The 16,458-nt window shown below is 40.5% G+C and carries 15 protein-coding genes; 3 read left to right on the top strand and 12 right to left on the bottom strand.

The genetic code is table 11. From position 1 onward, the window contains the following. Positions 1-229: 229 nt before the first annotated feature. The 3 genes from LXL81_RS03615 to LXL81_RS03605 all read right to left on the bottom strand — a co-directional run bounded on the left by LXL81_RS03615 (position 230) and on the right by LXL81_RS03605 (position 5,027). The gene (locus LXL81_RS03615) at positions 230-1,927 is read right to left on the bottom strand and encodes a ribonucleoside-diphosphate reductase subunit alpha (RefSeq protein ID WP_234645338.1); all 1,698 of its coding nucleotides are present in this window, start codon (positions 1,925-1,927) and stop codon (positions 230-232) included. 70 nt (positions 1,928-1,997) lie between these two features. After that, on the bottom strand, positions 1,998-2,972 hold the full coding sequence (locus LXL81_RS03610; protein ID WP_234645337.1) for a ribonucleotide-diphosphate reductase subunit beta: 975 nt from the start codon (positions 2,970-2,972) through the stop codon (positions 1,998-2,000). A gap of 480 nt (positions 2,973-3,452) precedes the next feature. Further along, a complete protein-coding gene (locus LXL81_RS03605; protein WP_234645336.1) occupies positions 3,453-5,027 on the bottom strand; it encodes a Na+/H+ antiporter in 1,575 nt (524 codons plus the stop codon). A 189-nt stretch (positions 5,028-5,216) separates the two neighbouring features. Here LXL81_RS03605 and LXL81_RS03600 point away from each other — a divergent pair, with 189 nt between their 5' ends. From LXL81_RS03600 to LXL81_RS03590, 3 genes are read left to right on the top strand one after another with little or no spacing between them, the layout of a single operon-like run. Beyond that, a complete protein-coding gene (locus LXL81_RS03600; RefSeq protein WP_234645335.1) occupies positions 5,217-5,771 on the top strand; it encodes an RNA polymerase sigma factor in 555 nt (184 codons plus the stop codon). After that, complete coding sequence (locus LXL81_RS03595) at positions 5,749-6,486, top strand: hypothetical protein (protein WP_234645334.1); 738 nt, start codon at positions 5,749-5,751, stop codon at positions 6,484-6,486. Before LXL81_RS03600 ends, LXL81_RS03595 begins: the two co-directional genes overlap by 23 nt. A 35-nt stretch (positions 6,487-6,521) precedes the next feature. Further along, on the top strand, positions 6,522-7,583 hold the full coding sequence (locus tag LXL81_RS03590; RefSeq protein ID WP_234645333.1) for a hypothetical protein: 1,062 nt from the start codon (positions 6,522-6,524) through the stop codon (positions 7,581-7,583). Positions 7,584-7,759: 176 nt separating this feature from the next. On the opposite strand, the gene LXL81_RS03585 is transcribed toward LXL81_RS03590, so the two are convergent. The 9 genes from LXL81_RS03585 to LXL81_RS03545 form a co-directional block, all read right to left on the bottom strand. Next, a complete protein-coding gene (locus tag LXL81_RS03585; protein WP_234645332.1) occupies positions 7,760-8,968 on the bottom strand; it encodes a PQQ-dependent sugar dehydrogenase in 1,209 nt (402 codons plus the stop codon). Positions 8,969-9,116: 148 nt separating this feature from the next. Next, a complete protein-coding gene (locus tag LXL81_RS03580; RefSeq protein WP_234645331.1) occupies positions 9,117-9,827 on the bottom strand; it encodes a MarR family winged helix-turn-helix transcriptional regulator in 711 nt (236 codons plus the stop codon). A 37-nt stretch (positions 9,828-9,864) separates the two neighbouring features. Beyond that, on the bottom strand, positions 9,865-10,932 hold the full coding sequence (locus LXL81_RS03575) for an oxygenase MpaB family protein (protein ID WP_234645330.1): 1,068 nt from the start codon (positions 10,930-10,932) through the stop codon (positions 9,865-9,867). A gap of 3 nt (positions 10,933-10,935) precedes the next feature. After that, positions 10,936-12,186: an NAD(P)/FAD-dependent oxidoreductase gene (locus LXL81_RS03570; protein WP_234645329.1), complete on the bottom strand. Its 1,251-nt coding sequence runs from the start codon at positions 12,184-12,186 to the stop codon at positions 10,936-10,938. Between the two features lie 55 nt (positions 12,187-12,241). Next, positions 12,242-12,958 carry an SDR family NAD(P)-dependent oxidoreductase gene (locus tag LXL81_RS03565; RefSeq protein WP_234645328.1) on the bottom strand — a complete coding sequence of 239 codons (717 nt, stop codon included), beginning with the start codon at positions 12,956-12,958 and terminating at the stop codon, positions 12,242-12,244. Then, positions 12,958-13,638 carry a GTP cyclohydrolase I FolE gene (gene folE, locus LXL81_RS03560; RefSeq protein ID WP_234645327.1) on the bottom strand — a complete coding sequence of 227 codons (681 nt, stop codon included), beginning with the start codon at positions 13,636-13,638 and terminating at the stop codon, positions 12,958-12,960. Before folE ends, LXL81_RS03565 begins: the two co-directional genes overlap by 1 nt. Before the next feature lie 87 nt (positions 13,639-13,725). Beyond that, positions 13,726-14,562: a phytoene/squalene synthase family protein gene (locus tag LXL81_RS03555; protein ID WP_234645326.1), complete on the bottom strand. Its 837-nt coding sequence runs from the start codon at positions 14,560-14,562 to the stop codon at positions 13,726-13,728. A gap of 357 nt (positions 14,563-14,919) precedes the next feature. Continuing rightward, on the bottom strand, positions 14,920-15,633 hold the full coding sequence (locus LXL81_RS03550) for a hypothetical protein (protein WP_234645325.1): 714 nt from the start codon (positions 15,631-15,633) through the stop codon (positions 14,920-14,922). A gap of 28 nt (positions 15,634-15,661) precedes the next feature. After that, the gene (locus tag LXL81_RS03545; RefSeq protein WP_234645324.1) at positions 15,662-16,426 is read right to left on the bottom strand and encodes a LytTR family DNA-binding domain-containing protein; all 765 of its coding nucleotides are present in this window, start codon (positions 16,424-16,426) and stop codon (positions 15,662-15,664) included. Positions 16,427-16,458: the final 32 nt, after the last annotated feature.

Here is a 16,458-nt window from a genome sequence, read left to right as displayed (position 1 = left end):
CTTGCAACAACAGGATTTTATATAGATAATTGAGTTCATTAAATGAGTTTTAATTGATTCGGAAGCAAATATATAAACTATATAGAATTGATGGACTAAATAAAATTATTTTTTTGATAAAATTCTTTTGAATTAATTATTCCTGGGAATTATCATCCAGAAGAACAAAGCAAAAAAAGGTATCCACCCACGGCAGATACCTTCCCTAAAAAATACTATTGATATCAGATTACGATTCGCAGGACGAACAGCTCACCAGACTTGTAACAAGTTCTTTTGAAACACTCTGGCTGCGTTGGTAATACAATGTTTTTACACCCAGTTTCCAGGCTTCGATCAACAGTTTATTTACTTCTTTAACCGGTAAATTGGATGGAATATTAAGGTTCAGACTTTGCGCCTGATCTACATATTTCTGACGGATAGAAGCCTGTTGAATGATTTCCAGCTGGCTGATCTCCTTAAAAGTTTTAAACACATCTTTTTCATGATCGCTCAGTTCGCTCATGTGTTGAACACTTCCATGGTTCAGCATGATCGTACGCCAGGTTTCTTCATTGTCGATCCCTTTTTCTTCCAAAAGCACTTTCAGGTATTTATTCTTACGCATGAAATTACCTTTGGCAAGACCTGCCTTGTAATAATTACTACTGAACGGCTCAATACCCGGTGACGTCTGTCCAAGTATTGCTGATGAAGAAGTTGTAGGCGCAATTGCAAGAAGTGTTGTATTTCTACGACCATAACCTTTCAAAATTTCCGGCTCACCGTAAATCATGGCCAGTTCCTGGGTAGCTTTTTCCGATTTATCCTGAATTGTTTTGAAAATCTGCGTTGTCAATTGTTTGGCCTGCATTCCTTCAAACGGGATCATATTCTTTTGAAGATAAGAATGCCAGCCCAATACACCAAGACCAAGCGCGCGGTGACGTTTTGCAAAACGGTTCGCACTGGCCAGAAAGTGATTTCCTTCTGTCTTTTCAATAAACTCCTGAAGCACAGCATCCAAAAAGAAAATGGCCAGTCTGACTGCATCCGTATCTTTCCATTCGTCATATAATTCCAGATTCATGGAAGACAGACAGCAAATGAAAGATTCGTCCTCGGTCGATGGCAACATAATTTCCGAGCATAAATTACTGGCATTGATGCGCAGATTTTTATCCTTGTAAACCTGTGGTTTGTTCAGATTGACATTGTCAGAAAAGAAAATATAAGGCAGCCCCTTCTGCTGACGACTTTGAAGAATTTTTGCCCAGATCTCTCTTTTTGGCATATCCCCGTCAATCATATCCTGCATCCAGTAATCCGGCACACACACGCCTGAAAACAGATTCTGGATCGGATGACCTATGTCTTTGATTTGTAAAAATTCTTCTATATCCTCATGATCAATATCCATGTATGCCGCAAATGCTCCACGGCGCACACCGCCCTGGGAAATCGTATCCATGGCCGTATCAAAAAGGCGCATAAAACTTACTGCTCCACTGCTTTTTCCGTTATCCGTAACCGCACTTCCACGCGCACGCAGATCTCCAAAATAGGCAGAAGTTCCGCCACCGATTTTCGTCTGCATGATCACTTCACCGAGCTTGTGTGTGATACCTTCAATATTGTCAGGCACGTGCACATTGAAACATGAAATTGGCAGACCACGTTCTGTGCCCATATTAGCCCAGATTGGCGAACTGAGGCTCATCCATCCCCTTTCCACCATTTCCACAAACGCGTCTTTCAATTCCGGACGAAAAAGACGCTTCGCAGCGGCCGCGCAAACGCGGTCAATGGCACCTTCAACCGTTTCGCCTTTCAGTAAATATCCTCTGTTAAGTACCTGTTCGCTTTCGGTATTTTTCCACCAAAGTTTTGGCATTTCATACTGGCTTGTTACACCTTCCAGCAGGTCCAATTCGGCAACTTCCATTTTTTTGTTGATTTATATTTGTTGATTTCTCAATATCTTTTTTTGTATTTCACTTTGGTTTTCGAGCCCGTTAAAACAGATCGTATGCCGAAATACTTTTATCATGTTTGGTATAATCCACCGGACGTTTCGCAAAAAAATCGTCGAGACTGTTGGCGAAAACCTCTTCTTCAAACCATTGCAAAAGTTTCACATCGGCAACGGCAAGATTGAACTGACGTGGCAAACCAATTTTCATCAGACTGTCGTCCGCGCGGTATTTCATAAAATTGATCAGATCTTCTTTGTTGATACTGTCAATTTCTCCTTCACTGAAAATCCAGTCGATGATGCGCGATTCCACATCAATGGAAGAACGTACAAGACGTGTGATTTCCGCAACCGTTTCCTGATCAAACATATCAGGGAATTCTTCCTTGATTTTGTTGACAAGAAAAATACCGGCATTGGCATGAATCTGCTCGTCGATCGATGTCCAGGCGATGATATTACTGACGTTTTTCATCAATCCTTTAAAACGGGCAAACGATAGGATAATCGCAAACTGACTGAATAAACTTACATTTTCTATCAAAATAGAAAACAGAATCAGTGAAAACGCATATTCCTTTTTATCGGTTGATTTTGAATTTCCCAAAGCCTCGGATAAGTAATCAATTCGCTCACGGATCACGGGAATTTCGATCAGCGTTTCAAATTGGTTGTTATATCCCAATACTTCCAAAAGACGCGAGTAAGCTTCGGAATGACGAAATTCACATTCAGCGAAAGTACTTCCCAAACCATTGAATTCCGGTTTTGGCAAATGGTGAAAAAGATTTCCCCAGAAAGATTTTACAGCTACTTCAATTTGCGCGATGGCTAGCAGACTGTTTTTAACAGCCGTTCTTTCTGCCGGACTCAGATGGGAATGAAAATCCTGCGTGTCGGCCGTAAAGTCTACTTCTGAGTGTACCCAATAGGCTTTATTGATTGCTTCTGTAAATTGTAAAATTTCAGGATACTCGAAAGGTTTGTATTGCAGACGTTTTTCAAAAATACTCATAAAAAATACTGACTTTATAACTTGTTGAATAAGTGTTGATCAGAATTTGATTACAAGAATTTGTCCTGACAACACTGCTAAAATCCCAATAACAAAAAGTGACAAGTTGTAAAATCAACCCTTAACGTTTCATAAACCGGGGCAACAAATCTACCAGAAATTTCAATAAGCTAAAATTTTTTGCAAACTTTTTCAAAAATGAAAATTGTTAAAATATTAAAAATCAATTTGTTAAATAGAAAAATTTGTTAACATTTTTTTCTAACCTGTTTTTTTATCTAAAATTTTTAAATAAAAAAGGAACTTTACTTAACAGTCTTAACTTCAAAGTCTTATGTTTTTACCTGTTGGATTTGACCGATTTAAGCTGCTGTTACTCTGGTCTTCCACTTTTAGATTACCTGATTATATTTTTTTGATGAGCTATCGATGCGGTTCAAAAATACTGAATGTATTAATGCATATCCGTAGTGATTTCTCCTAAACAAATTGCATTCTTTCTTCTTCCAGATCAAGATATAAAAGATGTCTTCTTATCATTTCTTCATCCACATCTCCGTCCTTATTGTTTTTATCAATCAACCATTTTCTTTGCTGAATAATCAAATCGCGATAAACCGTTCTGGATTCTTCGTTCATTAAAATTCCCTCCGTTGACTGATTTGCATGCTGCCATTTGTATGCGATCTGTTGCAGCACGGGCTGGCTACTTAATTGCTCGTTGTAATGGGTATTCAGATAATCCAGTGCATGGAGGCTCACCTGTTTTTTGATCTCGTTATAGATTTCCTCCTCAGATTCCATATGATCAGTATCCTTTAAATCCAGCTTTTTTATCAATAAAGGCAGAGATAAACCTTGCACGACAAGGGTGAGAAGTATGACTACAAAGGTGATAAAAAGGATAAGATTACGCTGTGGAAAAGCGGATCCATCCGCAAGATAAACCGGTATAGACAAAGCTGCGGCCAATGACACTACCCCACGCATGCCTGACCAGCCCATCAAAAAAGGAAGTTTGTAACCAGGATGACGCGGGTCGGCAACGGTAATAAAGTTTCGTGCGATCAGGGTAACAAAAACTGCGGCAAAAGATGAAAGTATCCGGCCAAAAATTAAAACCCCTGTCACAAGCAATCCATAGCCAGTTGCCGTGTAAATAGACACTCCTTCCAGTCCGGCCGTGATCTGGGGCAGATCGAGCCCGATGAACATAAACACCAGACCGTTCATTACAAAACTAAGGCTTTCCCAAACGTTCAGACCCCGAAGCCGGGAAGCACTGCTCAGAAAAACAAAACGATAATTTGACAACAACAGACCTCCGCTTACCACCGCCAGGACACCTGAACTGTGCACCGATTCAGCCACCATATACATGATGTAGGGCGCCAGAATGGTTAAAATGGTATCAATATTGGCATCAGTAGGCAAGAATTTCTGTGACTTCATCAAGATATAACCGATGACAAGACCAATCCCTATTCCACCACTCAACATCCACACCAAACTCAGTGCGGCGTCACGCCAGACAAAATTACCCGTCGCTACTGCAATTAGAGCAAAACGAAAAATAATCAGGGAAGAGGCATCATTCAACAGACTTTCACCTTCTAAAATATACGATACCCGCTTTGGTACTTTTACCAGTTTCAAGATCGCTCCCGCACTTACGGCATCCGGTGGCGATACGATGGCTCCGAGCAAAAATCCCAACGCCAGTGAAAAGCCGGGAATGAAGTAATTGACGGTCAGTGCTACCGTAAAAGCACTAAAAAAGACAACCAGAAATGCAAAGCTTCCGATAATTCGCCGCCAGCGCCAGAGCTCTTTCCAGGAAATCTGCCATGCTGCCTCAAAAAGTAACGGTGGCAGAAAAAGAACAAATATCAATTCCGACTCGATATGCAACGCCGGCAACCCGGGAATAAAGCTTATTGCCAGGCCCGCCAGAACCAGTACCACCGGATAGGCCACCCTGATCTTCCTGCTTAGCATGATCAGAAGTAATATTAAAAATGTAAGGCTGAGATAGAAGGGGAAATCTGTTAACATTACAATTCAGGTTAGATCAAACACTAATGTATAAAAATATTATCGCTACTAAGGGATCAATCATGCTCCAAATTGATGTCTTTATTAAAAATAAAGTAAGATTGTTATCTGTTAAAAAAGAAAAAATTGATAGGCAGGCAACCATTTCATAGCCTTGTTCATTATTACAACAATTCATCCCTATGCATTTTGATAACTCTTTCTATCATTTACGAAGCTCAGAAAAAAGATGCTCTTGCACAGCGAATGCTATTTGATTTTTATGGGAAAATTTTATTCCGGCTAGCCAAGCGTTACCTGATCAACCAGGCTCAGACTGAGGACGCAGTATCAGAGTCTTTTTATATCATATTTAAAAGAATTGATAGTTGTCATTTTATTGCCATTCCACCATTTGAGATGTGGATTAAAAGAATAGTAGTAAATGAGTGTCTCAAAATTTTAAGAAGAGAAAAACGGTTCGAAATAATGACCAGTCAGGCGTGTGAAAATTGGATAATTGACGATTCCGTTATTGACCTTCTCTCTGCCGAAGAAATATTTAAATTAATAGAGGACTTGCCGACGGGATATCGGACTGTATTTAATCTGTATGAAATAGAAGGTTACACGCATCATGAAATAGCGGACTTACTTGGAATAAGTACCGGAACTTCTAAGTCACAGCTAAGTAAAGCTAAAAATATGTTGCAGCGGAAAATTATAGAATTGAACCCAGCTTATGCAAAACGAAAGATTATTTAAAAAAATAAAAGATGTTGCCCTAACAAAGACAACGGGAACAGAGGAATACAATCCTGAAAAACTTTGGGCCGATATAGAAAATAAAAAAAGTAAAACAGACTCGCGGCTTTGGTGGCCTTCTGCTGCAGCATCAGTTTTGCTTTTTATTGGTCTGTCTTTTTGGTTTTCAACACCAAAACTTGCCAGTTATAAGGTTACCAAAAAAGTTGGCCGGATAAAAAATAATACATTATCAAAAAACAAGGCTACTTATAAATCACATCAATTAATTATAAGGTATCCTGTGGTGGCATCTGAAAATATTTGGCCAAAGAAATCAATTGAAACAAAGGAAAAAGAAGTCTATATTTTAAAACCGACGAGTGAATTAGCAAATTCTGATATAGTTTCAACGGATGATTTATCAGGTCTGAATAAATTTTTGGAAGTAATAGATACTAGTAAGGTTGAAAAAATCAACCTCAAAGTCTCTGATTATCAAACCGAGAACGTACTGGTTGCGGATATTTCTCTTCCAGAGGAGAAGACAGAAGGATATCCTGTATTAAGGCAAATTTTCGCCAGAAAGGATATAAAAGCAAGGAAATCGCATTTACATTTCCAGCGGGAAATTAAGAAATCAGGATTCAGATCATTCGTTCATAATAGTCTCGTGCAATATCCTCCGGCAGTACATCCAAATTCGGCACATGAAAAAGTGGATACAACGCATTAATACCAATTCTGAAAATCTATTTTAATTTATTAGCTATGAACCTTTTTATCCTGACAATCGGCACATTACTAAGTAATTCCGCTTCATGCCCGCCAACTGACACAATTATTTTGAGGGCTGGAAATGATAGTAAGGTGATCTTTTATGGTAAGTCTAAAAATGACCTGAAAAAGCTTGAATTACTTGACTTAAACAAAATTTTAAGAGAATTAAATAAAACGCAGGATCACTCAGATAGCTTAATCAGACAACAAGTAACTTTGAACAATAATGAATTTGTTAAGGAGCATCAGAAGCCAACGAAAATGGAGCGGTACATAGAAAACACTTTCCTTAACCTTCAAATTGGAACCGGCTACCATGCCAACCGGTACACTTTCTTCCAACCTGCTCCTTCCAGGCTTGGACATCCAGCGGCATCCTTAACAAGTGATATAGTTATGGAAAACCTGATGACCAGCAACCTTTCTGTATTTCATGATATGAAATTTGTTGATCGCCCCAAATTTGCATTTGCATTACGTTATGGTGTTGGTCTAGGACTGAATATTCAAAGGTATCTACACTGGAATTTGCTGCAATCTGTGCCAGTCGACGATGTCGCGGTAATTGCAACACGCGCCAGGGAATTATTAAAAACCGAAGAGATAACACCACTACAATCAGACTTCAACGCTTTTCAGAGTTATTTTCAAGTTTCACCAAAAATCGCGGTCAAAAATAAAAAGGGTATATCTACCTTTTATATGGATTTTGGTGTAAGATTAAATTATAACCGGAATTTTGAAAATGTAAATCCATCTGCCTATGCTGCCGGGTTGATGATCAACTCTCCATATGGCGCAACGGCTACCACTGATGGTCCGGTAATAACGGGCGGTGGCTATGGTGCTTACAGTAAAAAACAGACAGTGGGAATTAGTTACTTAGCTGAGATCGGATACAAATGGATTGGAATTTTTGTGGTGTATTATCCTGATAATATACAACTTACAACAAATCTATTGTCCGAGACCGATCGGCCAGACTCCGGCTTTGTAAAAGATAAGAAAGGAAATCTTGGCTATGTTTCATTTGGTATTAAAATTGGCCGGTAATATCCTAAAAACGATATCAATAGTGACCAAAGGACTTTAAAATAATATCCCTAACCACGTATCTGGATATAGGAATAATGATTTGCATACTAATTTAAAAAAATGTGGTCATTTATCGTCTGGCTTGTAAGCAAACCTGACAATAAATGACCACATTAAATTAAAGAGCCTGAAATTTATTTTTTATAGACGCGATAAAGTCTGCCCTGATCCGTCACCGCATAAAGCGCACCGTCTTTACCTTCGGTGATATCGCGAAAACGCTGATGCTGATCTTCAAGAAGTCTTTCTTCACCAACTACTTTATTATTTTCAATGATCAAACGTGCGATGTGCATGCTGCTTAGTCCACCGATAAACAAATTATTTTTCCACTCAGGGATATTGTCGCTGCTGTAAAAAGTGATACCGCTTGGAGAAACAACCGGATCCCAATAATAAACTGGCTGCTCCATGCCATCTTTTTGCTGAATCGCTTCGCCTACTTTTTTACCACTATATTCGATACCATAAGTGATTGTTGGCCAGCCATAATTTTTACCCGGCTCGATACGGTTTAGCTCATCACCACCTCTCGGACCAAATTCAACTTCCCATAAATCACCTGTAACCGGGTGAAATGCAAGTCCTTGTACATTTCTGTGACCATAAGAATATAGCTCAGGTTTTGCACCTGTTTTACCAATAAAAGGATTACCCGCAGCAGGTTTTCCATCCTTTGTGATTCGGATCACTTTTCCCAAACTGGAATTTAACTGCTGCGCCTGAGGCCTGGTAATGATATCAGAGCGCTCTCCTGTGCTGATAACCAGATTGTTATTTTTGTCAAAAAGAATACGGCCACCGTAGTGAAGCGTACTGGCGAAAGCAGGCGTGGCACGGTAAATAACCGTAGCACCTTCAATTTTCTTTTCATCTGCTGAAAGTTTCCCTTTGGCTACGGCCGTAAGATTACCACCTGTCTGAGCCTGTGAAAACACCCAATAGACCATCCTGTTTTTTTCAAAGTCCGGATCAACGCGGATTCCCAGCAAACCTCCCTGTCCATCTGCATTGACTGCCGGAATACCTGTTATCGGTGCGCTTAACTTCCCGTCGGTCGTAGCAATACGCATCGTTCCGGCCTTTTCCGTGATAATCAGCCGGCCATCAGGCAGACTGGTGATACCCCAGGGATTTTTCAAATCCTCACTCAAAACTTTGCCTTCATATGGCGTGGTTGATTTCACACTGCCAATTCTCGTCTGACCTGCAAATGCTGGTTTGTAATCTGAATTCGCTTTCTGCGTTTCAACCGGTGCTCCCGTGGTTTGCGATATTGCCTTTTGACTAACCGCCAAAGAAAAGATGGAGCCGGTCAGGAGTATAAGAATACTTTTAGTCATTGTTTTTAGGTTTAGTTTAAACTTAAATTTAGGTACGTGATAATTTCAACAAATAGTTATACCAATAACTACAAAAATCAATTTAAGGATCAAAATTAATGGAATATAATTTGATGTATTTATTCTTTCCAGCAAATTTTGCTGGAAGTTAGGCATTTACACTGTTCGTCTGGACGGCAAGCAAATCATTTTCAACAAACGATTTCAGGTCTTCTTTGCTTGTAATGGTTTTCTTTTCATGATGTTCCAAATGAAAATTTTCCAGCTTTTGCAATAGATATTGAAGCGTCAGTTTTTCGGAAATTGTCAGTTTGCCGGTGATCATTTTGCCCACATTACTCATATCTTTAAACACTTCGTAGAGTAATACTTTCCCCGCGTCAGTGATCGCAATCAGCTTGCTTCTTTTATCTTTTTCATCATCCCATTGGGTTACTAATCCGGTTGCAATGAGCCGCCGGATTATTTCCATACCTGATGTTTTTTCCTGCAAATTATAACTGATCAGTTCGCTTTTGGAAAGATGGTCGTGGGTCAGTAAAATGGAAAGCGCCGTAAAATCCTCGGCAGTCAGCAGCGGCGTGCCTTCCAGTGCTTTTTTGATATAGGATTTTGCATACCGGCTCATGTGCACAAATAATCTTCCAATGTTGTTGTCAAGCTGAAAGGCTATTTCCTGTGCATTATTTTCATACTTTCCAAATCTGGCTTCACCTGGCACAAAGTTCTCCTTGGATTCACTGGTCGTATGCAGAAGAAATCCGGCAAAGTCCTGCATAGACAGTTCACGTCCCGGGCTCTCCTCTTCCAGTTGTTCTACAAGCGAGATTAATTCATGAATGAGCTGGTATGATTTCATGCCAAATTAAGTGATATGAACTAATTATTATCCAAAGTTACATGCTTTCCATGATTTCCAGGCTTTGCTTTTTGAACGTTGTATAGGCATTTTCGAATTTTTGACTGACGTTTCGCTGCGGGATTAAACTTTTGAACAGATTAATTGTCCTGATCAGCGTGAGTTTATAAAGAGGCAGTTTAACGTTTTTTATAGCGAGCAGGTCTGAAATTTCTGTACCCAATAAATAACGCATCAAACCCAGAATATCGTCATCCGTAGCTTTACTTTTATTGACAGCCAGGATGTGCGCGATCAGGGATTCTGTGAGCTCTTTTCCATGCGGTGAAGCGCAGAATTGACGACGTTTGATGGTTGCATCAAGTTCATCGCCCATTTTTTGATTTTCTGGAATTAAATCCGAATCCAGACCTGTCAAATAACCAATTACCGCCCATGTATGCAAAAAAGCCTCCTGGTCTGATTCGCTTACGCTAAACCCAAGCAGCCGTAAACCGCGTACCACAATAAGGGAAAACGAAAGGTTGGTGCCCGCCATATCTTCCTGGTTGATAGGAACACCCCAGGCGTCATCCCATTTTCTGCTTTGGTAAGTATAATAACGTACCGCAGCATGCATAATCCGCACTTTTAAGATTTGCTGATAAGCATTGCCATTGGGCGCGAAAGCATCCGGCGCCATCACGTCCCATACGAATATGGCTGTGTCATAAAGACGTTTTGTTGTTTGTTTTCTGATCAGTTCTGATATGTACAAAACCATGGTGCCGTGAGCAGCCGTATAACAATATGGAAGCGACAGCAGCCCGAGCAGGCTCATAATTATTTCCGAATAGCGGGTAAAAAAAGCAGAGCCCTCTTCCATTAATTCTGGATCTGCCCATGCCGGTAATTGTTGTGCTTCGTCGATGAATGCAAAACCGGGAAAAATGCTGCTTAATGATTCAGCAGCATGCTCTCCGCTCGCAGTATTCATCCACTTTTGTAACTGGATTTTCTTTACAGGGTCAGCAAAAACAACCTTTATGAAATCATCTGCCGGTTTATCGCCCAGTAATCTCTTTCTATCTAAAAGTTCGTCACTGTATATTTTGTGATCAGCCATAAGTTAAAACGTTGTACTAAGTATCGCCTCGGCCGCCAGTCTTCCACTTTTCATCGCAGCATTGATCGAACCATTCATTAAGTAATCACCACACACAAAACAGTTTGGATATAAGTTTTTGAACAGAGGAACCGGTTCATTTGTTACCTGGTCATCATCGGGCAAAGCGTAAGGAATGTGATAGGTTTTTAGATGTTTCCAGCTTGTTGCCTCCGGAAACCAGGTTTTCATTTCATTAACTGCCTTTTTCTGGAGTTCAGAACTATTAAGATTTGAATAATCCCCAATTAAAGAAAGAGATATCAACGCATCTCCATTTTTTGAATATGCCGGCGAAATCTCATTCATTACAGCAATGTTGTTCACCAACTTTCCTGGCAGCGTATTTAATGCAATCAGTGGTTTTTCAAACGGTTTGCCGGGCGAGGTGAAATACATATTGGTGACAGAATGATATGCCCTGACCGACTGCTGAAATGGTTTTGGTAAATTAAGCTGATCGGTCGCAATGAGAACAGTGTCAGCTTGGTAGATCGAACCCGACAAAGTCTTAACCGTGTTCCCATCAATTTCAATTACTTTTTCATGAAAGATTAATTCCGGAGCTGACAAGTCACGTGCCAATTGTAACGGGATCATTCCCATACCTTTTGCAGGAACCGCAGCATCACCTTCACTAAACATTTTGAACACAAACTCAAACATGCGACTTGACGTGCTAAGCCTATCTTCAAGAAAGATACCTGACATGAAAGGTTTGAAGAACTGATTCATCATCCGTGCACTAAACCCTGCATCTTCCAGATAAGCCAGTGTGGAGATTTGTTCTTCCGAAAAAATCTCGTCGATACCTTTTCCGGCAAGCTTTATTTTTAGCCCAAGCATCCGGATTTTATCTCCAAGCGTGCCTGCTGGAGAGCGCAAAGTACTGATCAAAGTACTTGGTTGTCGTAGCGGGTCGCCGATGCGCGTGCTGCCGTTTTCGTTCAATATTAAAGCACCGGGATCAAATTTACACAGATCAAGGGCGTCATAATCAAGAAATCTTTTTGTTTCAGGATATGCAGTTAACAATACCTGAAAGCCGCGGTCAAGCAAAAAACCGTCCACCTCATCCGTACGAACCCTGCCACCGACCTGATCAGAAGCTTCCAGGATTTTTATAGATTTACCAGCCGCTTTCAACACTTTGGCAGCCGTTAATCCCGCCATCCCGGCACCGATAATGAGTACGTCCGTTTTATTATTATTCATGAAGGCAAAAATTTAATTCAATACGGATACTGCTGAACTTTTAACACTTACGATATTAAGCTGTTTTCAGTTTACCCATTCCTCCATCAACTCCAATGACCTGTCCGGTAACCCAGCCGCTATTTTCGGAAAGCAAAAACGCTATCGCCTGGCTGATATCTTCCGGCTGACCGTATTTTCCCAAAGGATGCCTTTTGGCGGATGCTTCCCGTTTTTCCGGAGTGCTCAGCAAATTTTGGGCCATAGGCGTATCGGTCAAAGATGGAGCCACCACATTCACCCTTATTTGCTGCGCTGCCAGTTCAGCGGCCAGTGCTAACGCCAGACCTTCCACCCCACCTTTCGCTGCCGAAATACTGGCATGATAAGGCAAACCTGTTTTGGCAGCGACAGAACTGATCAGAACGATTGAAGCACCAGCAGCATTTTTCAACTGTTTGAGCGACTGTTGAATAATTTGTACAGCACCTAAAACATTGAGGCGATAGTCATTCAAAAAGTCATCCGTTGAAAGCCTGTTAAATGGTTTCAGATTGATGCTGCCGACGGAATAAACAAGACCATGCAACTGTTCAGGCAAAAATTCGACGATCGGGCCAAGCTCAGCGGTTACATCCGCCAGATGGTGTTTGACACCCTTGGGCAGATCAACATTCACGGAACGTGATATAACATAAACAGCTGCATCATTTTCGTGTAAAAATTTAACAAGGGATAAACCAATACCTGAACTTCCTCCCACTACGAGTATATTTTTTCCTTTAAAATTCATTATCCAATATATTTTAGAAATTCATTTCTGGTTTCAACATTCAAAAATTGGCCGCAATATTCAGCGGTCAGCGTTGTACTGCCGGAATCTTTCACACCCCTGCTCGACACACAGTGATGATATGCGTCGATAACGACAGCCACATCCTCAGTGCCGAGTGCTTCTTTCATCAAATTAGCAATTTGAATTGTCAGTCTTTCCTGAACCTGAGGCCTTTGGGAACAATATTGCACAATCCTGTTCAGTTTTGACAAACCGATGACATGCCCGTTACTGATATAAGCCACATGCGCTTTTCCTACGATAGGCACGAAATGATGCTCACAATTGCTGAAAACGGTAATATTTCTTTCAACGAGCATTTGATTGTAATGATAGGCATTTTTAAAAAGCGTAGGCTCCGGCTTATTTGCCGGATTAAGTCCGCTGAATATTTCTTTGACATACATCTTAGCAACCCGCTTTGGTGTGTCCTGCAAACTATCATCTTCCAGATCCAGGCCCAAAACCTCCATAATACCAGCAAAATGTTTGGCGATCAGCTCTATTTTGGTTTCGTCATCAAGCTCAAATGCGTCTGCTCTCATCGGCGTGTCAAAAGACGAGCTGTGATGTCCTTCTTCATATTCGAGCACATTTTTATCATTCTTTGGTTCAAATATGATTTTGTTATTTAACATGAAGTTGTTAGTAATTTAAGTAAATCTATCTGGTCACACCCGGCATTTCTTTTGATACTACGTCGGGTTTGTATTAATCCCGTTATTTCACATTACATTCAATTTATATCTCACAAGAGAGTCAAACATCAGCCAGAATTTCAGACCATTGGAAACCCTTATGCGTTCCGACATAACCTGATTCGCCGGTACTCTTGTTATTTTGAGCAGCAACTGCCGGTAATAAACATATGCCAGGTAAACCCCCTTTCGACAAGAGGCCGGCAGTTCACGGATACCACTTAATGCTTCATCAAACTCGTTGATAATTTCCTGTTCGATGGTTCGCTTATTTTCATCAGAAAATGAAGATAAATTGATATCCGGAAAATAACTCCGGTTCAATTGCTGATAATCTGCTTGTAAATCCCTTAGAAAATTGACCTTCTGAAATGCGGAACCCAGCTTCATGGCCGAAACTTTCAACCGGTCAAATTCCTGTTGATCGCCGTTTGTGAATACATGCAGGCACATGAGCCCTACCACCTGCGCGGAACCCATGACGTATTCATTATACTTGTCATGCGTATAAGATTGCTCATCCAGATCCATTTCCATGCTTTTCAGAAATTGCCGGATCAGATCATGATCGATATTAAATTTATTAACCACCTCCTGAAATGAATTGATAACAGGGTTGGTACTGATGCCCCGCTCAATCGCCTTAAAACAATCGGCGGAAAATTCGGCAAGCAATATGGATTTAGGGTAATCGTGGAAACTGTCGACGATCTCATCTGCCAGCCTCACAAAGCCATAGATTGCATAGATATGGTCGCGTAATTCTTTACTGAAAAAAAATATCCCAAGCGAAAAACTGGTACTGTAAAGTCGTGTTGTTTCTCTGCTGCATTTCGCGGAGAGCTTATCAAATTTTTCTTTCATTTTTTAAGTTTGATGTATCGGACGATGGTTTGTGCCTGTCTGTCGCCATTGTCTTCATAACAGATTGCGGCAAACGCATTTGGATCGGTCTTTCACAATCCGTTCACAGAGGCATGTTTTTAGGTTACGGTGTTTTTCGACATCATCATTTCACCTTCCAAAGTAATACAATATTATACTATTTATTAAAAAGTAGTACAAATTTATACTTAATCAAAATAATACGATGATGTTAGTACGTATGATATATCCTCAGCGCCTTATTTCAATGAAGTTTACCCTACGTTAACTTAATTCATGAAATACTATATTACTTTAAATGCCGTCCAACCTCTGGCGATTTATTTGGCAAATAACTTAAAACGAAAAACCAGCCCTTAAAGTCAGACGGTTAAAATCTTCCTTTTTTTCAATTCCCAACTGCTGAACAGAAGATCGCTGAAAACGGTATCCTGCCGAGATTGTAAATCCGGTATTGTTGCTGAACAAAATTTTCAACCCAATTCCAGCTGCCATCGTTGGTCCGCCGCCAAAACGAACGCTGTCTACATCGTTGGAAGTGGCATTAAATCCATGGCCTCCTTCTATAAAATAGAAAGGCAGCTTGTCTCCGGTCTGAATAAAATCACCACGAATACTCAAAACGACCGGGACGAAAGTTTGCACGGCGTAAAGATCAGCGCCGAGGCCAAGTCCGGTATAAAACCACTGATTGAATTTATAACCATTTGTTGTTTGGAAAGAAAACGCAGAAGTCGTCACGCCGTTCGATGCCCGGTTGCTCATCGCCAGCGGCCCTAGCTCGGTATAATGCACAAAACCCTTTTGTTTGTAATGAATATTGGGATTCACGTACTTTTCATTTTCAATTTTTTCAACTTCATCTGTCAGAAAAGTAAGTATGCTTTTGTCAAACATTTCCAGCCTGACAGCAGGTTGCTCTTCCAGCAGCGTGCCTTTCATGACTGAGCCATTTTTCAGGAAAACCCGCACATACCGATTTTTTTGTCCTAAGGTGCTGGCCGTGAAGTACAGGATAAAAAGCAATGTCAGCGTTAAAGTATTTTTCATGTTGTGGTGGTATTAATGCAATGGCTAATCAGTTATCCAACCAGATTTTAAACTCCGGACTTCTTTCCCTGCTCACGTATGTATTTTGCTCAAACGGAGGTTTCAGGAAAACCTGAAGGCGGCTCGATAACAGCGCCTTGACCTTCTGAATTGATTGTATCCTGGCAATAATTTTTCTGTTAATCCTGAAAAACAGGTGCGGATCCAGCAGCTCTTCCAGGCTTTCCAGATTATAGTCTACCAAATATTTACGTCCCTCAGACGTCACCAGATATACCACCTTATCGTCAGCATAGAAATAAGCTACCTCATCAATGTTTTTGTATAGTATGGTATCCGCATATTTAACCAAAAAACGGTGTTTGTATTTTTTACTGAAAGACAACATATTTTCCTCAATCCGTCTGATATCCGCCAGAGAAATTCCTCCGCGGCTTTCATTTAAATTCCGGTATTTAATGAGCGCGTTCTGAAGTTCAGTTTTATCCAGTGGTTTTAAAAGGTAATCAATACTGTTCAGTTTAAAAGCCTGCAAAGCGTACTGGTCGTAAGCGGTAGTAAAAATAACCGGACATTTCACAGGAAGACGTTCGAAAAGACGAAAGCAAAGTCCGTCCGACAAATGAATATCCAGCAACAATAAATCCGGCTCAGGATTTTTACTCAGCCACGATACGGCTTCCTCAATAGATTCGAGCGTATCCAGTACTTCAATATCCGGATCAAATTCCCGCAGGAGTTGTGATGCCCTTTTGGCGGAGAGCGCCTCATCTTCCAGTATAAGAACTTTCATCGTTTAGGATTCAAATTTCAAACAATTCTAAG

The organism is Dyadobacter sp. CY356 (genome assembly GCF_021440195.1).
Taxonomy (GTDB): Bacteria; Bacteroidota; Bacteroidia; order Cytophagales; family Spirosomataceae; genus Dyadobacter.
The sequence above is the reverse complement of the archived record's forward strand: the minus strand, read 5'-3'. Positions and strand labels throughout refer to the sequence as shown.

Bases quoted from the DNA above. Each gene is read 5' to 3' on its own strand.
- LXL81_RS03555 (WP_234645326.1), bottom strand. From the start codon at position 14,562: ATGAAAGAAAAATTTGATAAGCTCTCCGCGAAATGCAGCAGAGAAACA.
- LXL81_RS03590 (WP_234645333.1), top strand. From the start codon at position 6,522: ATGAACCTTTTTATCCTGACAATCGGCACATTACTAAGTAATTCCGCT.
- LXL81_RS03575 (WP_234645330.1), bottom strand. From the start codon at position 10,932: ATGGCTGATCACAAAATATACAGTGACGAACTTTTAGATAGAAAGAGA.
- LXL81_RS03610 (WP_234645337.1), bottom strand. From the start codon at position 2,972: ATGAGTATTTTTGAAAAACGTCTGCAATACAAACCTTTCGAGTATCCT.
- LXL81_RS03565 (WP_234645328.1), bottom strand. From the start codon at position 12,958: ATGAATTTTAAAGGAAAAAATATACTCGTAGTGGGAGGAAGTTCAGGT.
- LXL81_RS03580 (WP_234645331.1), bottom strand. From the start codon at position 9,827: ATGAAATCATACCAGCTCATTCATGAATTAATCTCGCTTGTAGAACAA.
- folE (WP_234645327.1), bottom strand. From the start codon at position 13,638: ATGTTAAATAACAAAATCATATTTGAACCAAAGAATGATAAAAATGTG.
- LXL81_RS03595 (WP_234645334.1), top strand. From the start codon at position 5,749: ATGCAAAACGAAAGATTATTTAAAAAAATAAAAGATGTTGCCCTAACA.
- LXL81_RS03545 (WP_234645324.1), bottom strand. From the start codon at position 16,426: ATGAAAGTTCTTATACTGGAAGATGAGGCGCTCTCCGCCAAAAGGGCA.
- LXL81_RS03585 (WP_234645332.1), bottom strand. From the start codon at position 8,968: ATGACTAAAAGTATTCTTATACTCCTGACCGGCTCCATCTTTTCTTTG.
- LXL81_RS03550 (WP_234645325.1), bottom strand. From the start codon at position 15,633: ATGAAAAATACTTTAACGCTGACATTGCTTTTTATCCTGTACTTCACG.
- LXL81_RS03615 (WP_234645338.1), bottom strand. From the start codon at position 1,927: ATGGAAGTTGCCGAATTGGACCTGCTGGAAGGTGTAACAAGCCAGTAT.
- LXL81_RS03570 (WP_234645329.1), bottom strand. From the start codon at position 12,186: ATGAATAATAATAAAACGGACGTACTCATTATCGGTGCCGGGATGGCG.
- LXL81_RS03605 (WP_234645336.1), bottom strand. From the start codon at position 5,027: ATGTTAACAGATTTCCCCTTCTATCTCAGCCTTACATTTTTAATATTA.